Annotated in this window: 2 protein-coding genes; both read left to right on the plus strand. The window is 37.3% G+C overall.

The window, feature by feature from the left end; genetic code table 11:
• Positions 1-1,808 (plus strand): leucine-rich repeat domain-containing protein (locus ACODR7_RS21455; RefSeq protein WP_488842303.1); only part of this gene is annotated, 1,808 nt, incomplete at its 5' end.
• Positions 1,809-1,913: 105 nt separating this feature from the next.
• Positions 1,914-3,469, plus strand: a 1,556-nt coding sequence (locus tag ACODR7_RS21460) for a hypothetical protein (protein WP_488842305.1), incomplete at its 3' end; no start/stop codon positions are given.

Here is a 3,469-nt window from a genome sequence, read left to right on the forward strand (position 1 = left end):
CTCATCTTACTAAGCTTGATATATCAGACACTTCAATTACTCAATTACCCGAATCAATAGCACAGCTATCTCATCTTACTAAGCTTGATATATCAGACACTTCAATTACTCAATTACCCGAATCTATAGCACAGCTATCTAATCTTAATGAGCTTTATATATCAAACACTTCAATTACTCAATTACCTGAATCTATTGGGCAGCTATCTAATCTTACTTCGCTTGATGTATCACGCAATTCAATTACTCAATTACCTGAATCTATAGGACAGCTATCTAAACTTACTCATCTTAATTTAAGGTCCAGTACTATTGAACAATTACCTGGCAGTATAAGCAGATTATCGAATCTCATGTATTTAGCGGCACAGGGAACCAGAATTACAGATTTGCCTGAAGAATTAGCTAATTTGGAAAATATTCGACATTTAGATTTTCAACGCAACAATCTTTCCACAGAAGCCCTTGGGCTTTTGACTCGTATTGGAAATCGAGACAATGTTACTGTTCTTACTAATATGGCAGCCTATGATACCCTTCAAAGCCATGAACATGTTTTGAAACGACTTTATCCAGATAACCAGGAGCGAGAGCAGATATCAGCGGGGATAGAAACTTGTGATTTGGATGTTGCCGTTATTACCTATGGAAATGAACGTACTGAGAATAAGGCTGCCAAAGATGCAATAAAGGAATTTTTGAGTAAAGTCCCTGTTAACAGTGGATCTGAATATAATTTGTATGGTCCTGCTACTAAGATACTGTTAGCTCAGCTGCAAGATCCCAATATAAAAAAAGAGGACAGGAATCTGCTACTGGTAAAAATGGCTGTTTCTCTTGGAGACTGTGCTACTCCGGTTAAAGAGTTTTTGATAAAAAAGAAGATAGAAGAGTTATTAAAACAAAGTAGCGGGTTGTCAGAAATGGATGAGCAAATGATAGGAAGACAAGCTCTCATGGAGGAAACAGGCAAGCTAAAAGGGTTCAGGGACAATGAGAAAATAGAAGCGGTAAATGCCCTTGTGGGCTTAGTTTATTCTCCAACCCGTATAGATCAGAAACATCAGGCGATGATGAGTGCTGTTCCTGATATAAGGTTTGTTGGAGAGAGTGTCAGGGATCTTCCTCTTATATCGAATTATCCGGTTTTTGGTTTTTCACTGATAAAAGATAAACCTGAATTAATCGAAAAATTTGCTGCTTTGGTTTGTGAAATGAATGGCGATAAACCTGCACAAACATCTGCGGGTGAATATAAGTTAGATGAGAAAAAGCTAAAGGAACTAAAAGATAATCTTCTGGCTGGCATGGGATTACAAAATGATCCTATTGCAGCAGAACGGGAGAAGTATATTCAGAAATATCCGCAGGATATGCAGAAGTATATAATCGAAACTGATATATCCGATACGCTCTTTTCTGCTGATATAAAAGAAACTGAAGAGCTGATAGATTTCACCAGTCATCAAAAAGTACTTAAGGATTGGCTAAAAAATGAGAATGGGAAAGAATCAATAAAGCAGAAATACGAAGAATATGTATCAGCACAACAAAGCAGACTTAAGGATTTCGTGGATCAAAAGCAAGTTCATCAAAATACTCAGGGAGAGGGACAGCGAGAGTCAAGAGTGAACACTATCAGTGATAATAATAGATATCGTCAGATGGCTTCTGCCCAAATTCAACCTCAAACAGAAATGCAAAGAGGAGAATCACGTACTCTATCAACCTCTGCCCGACACGATCGAACAGAGACAGAGAGAGAGTCCACTCATCTTCTGTCAGGCTCTGCCGGACATCGACGTTAAAAAAGAGATTCTTAAGAGCGATTTGGTTCTCAACGAAGACCAAGATACAATATTTATAAATATTAAGAGTAGTAGAAAATACTTGTCAAACATTAAAAAAAACATATGGTTACTGAAGAACAATTAGAAGAAATTAACTATATAATATCATTGGCCGATCGTGGATCATGGGAAACAAGCTTGGATCTGTCCGGTTTATCTATAGATTCGGAGACTTTAGAGAAAGTGATGCCTGAAATATTGAAGATCCCTAATCTTACGAAACTTGATGTAAGTTACAACAATCTTACGAGCTTACCTAACAGTATAGCTAAACTATCAAGCCTTACCCATTTGATGGCTACAGATAATGAAATTCAAGATCTTTGTGACACCTTAGATAATTTGGGGAATCTTGAAAACTTTGATTTCAGGAGGAATCCTCTTTCACCTGAATCAGGTAACCATCTGATTCATATCAGACAAACAATACAGGATATAGCTGATGATTATAAATATGCATTAAGTATATTGTATCCGAATGATAAAGAGCGGGTGGAGATAGCCATGCAAATAGAGACTTCTGATTTAGATCCTGCATCTATTACCAGTGAAACGGTTTCCAATGACAATATTATTCAGAATACAATAATCAAATCTTCCAAAAATGCCATAAAACTATTTTTGAGTAAGGTGCCTGTTCATAATGAGTATGAACTGAATGTATATGGTCCTACCGTTAAAATGCTGCTATCCCAACTGCAGGATCACAATATTCCCTTTGAAGACAGAAATACGATACAGTTAGGAATAACGAGCTCTCTGGGAAACTGTGACACGCCGGTTAAAGAGCATTTAATGAGAGTAAAGATCGCAGAGCTATTAAAATCAGGAGAAAAATTATCGGAAGAAAATTATCTGACGATAGAAAGGCTGGCCCTTATTGAGGCAGCAGGTAAGCTGAAAAATCTGCCACCAAACGAAAAAATAGAAGCGGTAAATGCCCTGGTTAGTTTAGTGTATTCTCGCAAACAAATAGGACATCTAGCTGCAAAATCAAAAATTTACTCGCAATTTTGGAGGGGAGAAAATGAAAATCTTACTAAAGAAAGAAATCTACCCCCGATATCAATAAATTCAGAATATGGTTTTAAAATATTAAATCCTGATGTAATTAAGGAGTTTATTGCTTTAGTTGGTGCTAGAAATATAGGTGAACGACATCATGAATTGAATGAGAAAAAGCTAAAGGAATTAACAGACAATTATTTGTCTGGCATGGGATTACAAAACGATTCTATAGCAGTAGAACGGGAGAAGCATATCCAGAAATATCCGGAAGATATGCAGATGTTTATTATGGAAAATCCTGATATATCGGATACCCTCTTTTCTGCTGATATGGATGAGGCAGGAGAACTGATGAACTTTCCTGGCCATCAGGAAGTACTTAGGGGCTTGCTAAAAAATGAGAATAAGGAAGAATCCATAAAGCAGAAATACAAAGAATATCTATCGGAACAACAAAATAAAATTAAAGATTTTGTGAGCCAAAAGCTAACTCCCCAAAATGCGCAGGCAGAGGCACAGAAAGAAGAACAGCCACCTCTACCACCTCGCTCTCAGGCTCGACATCCGACTCGTACTCAAACAGAGACACAGAGAAGAGAACTGCGTCCGCT

Source organism: Chryseobacterium sp. FG46, from assembly GCF_057809135.1.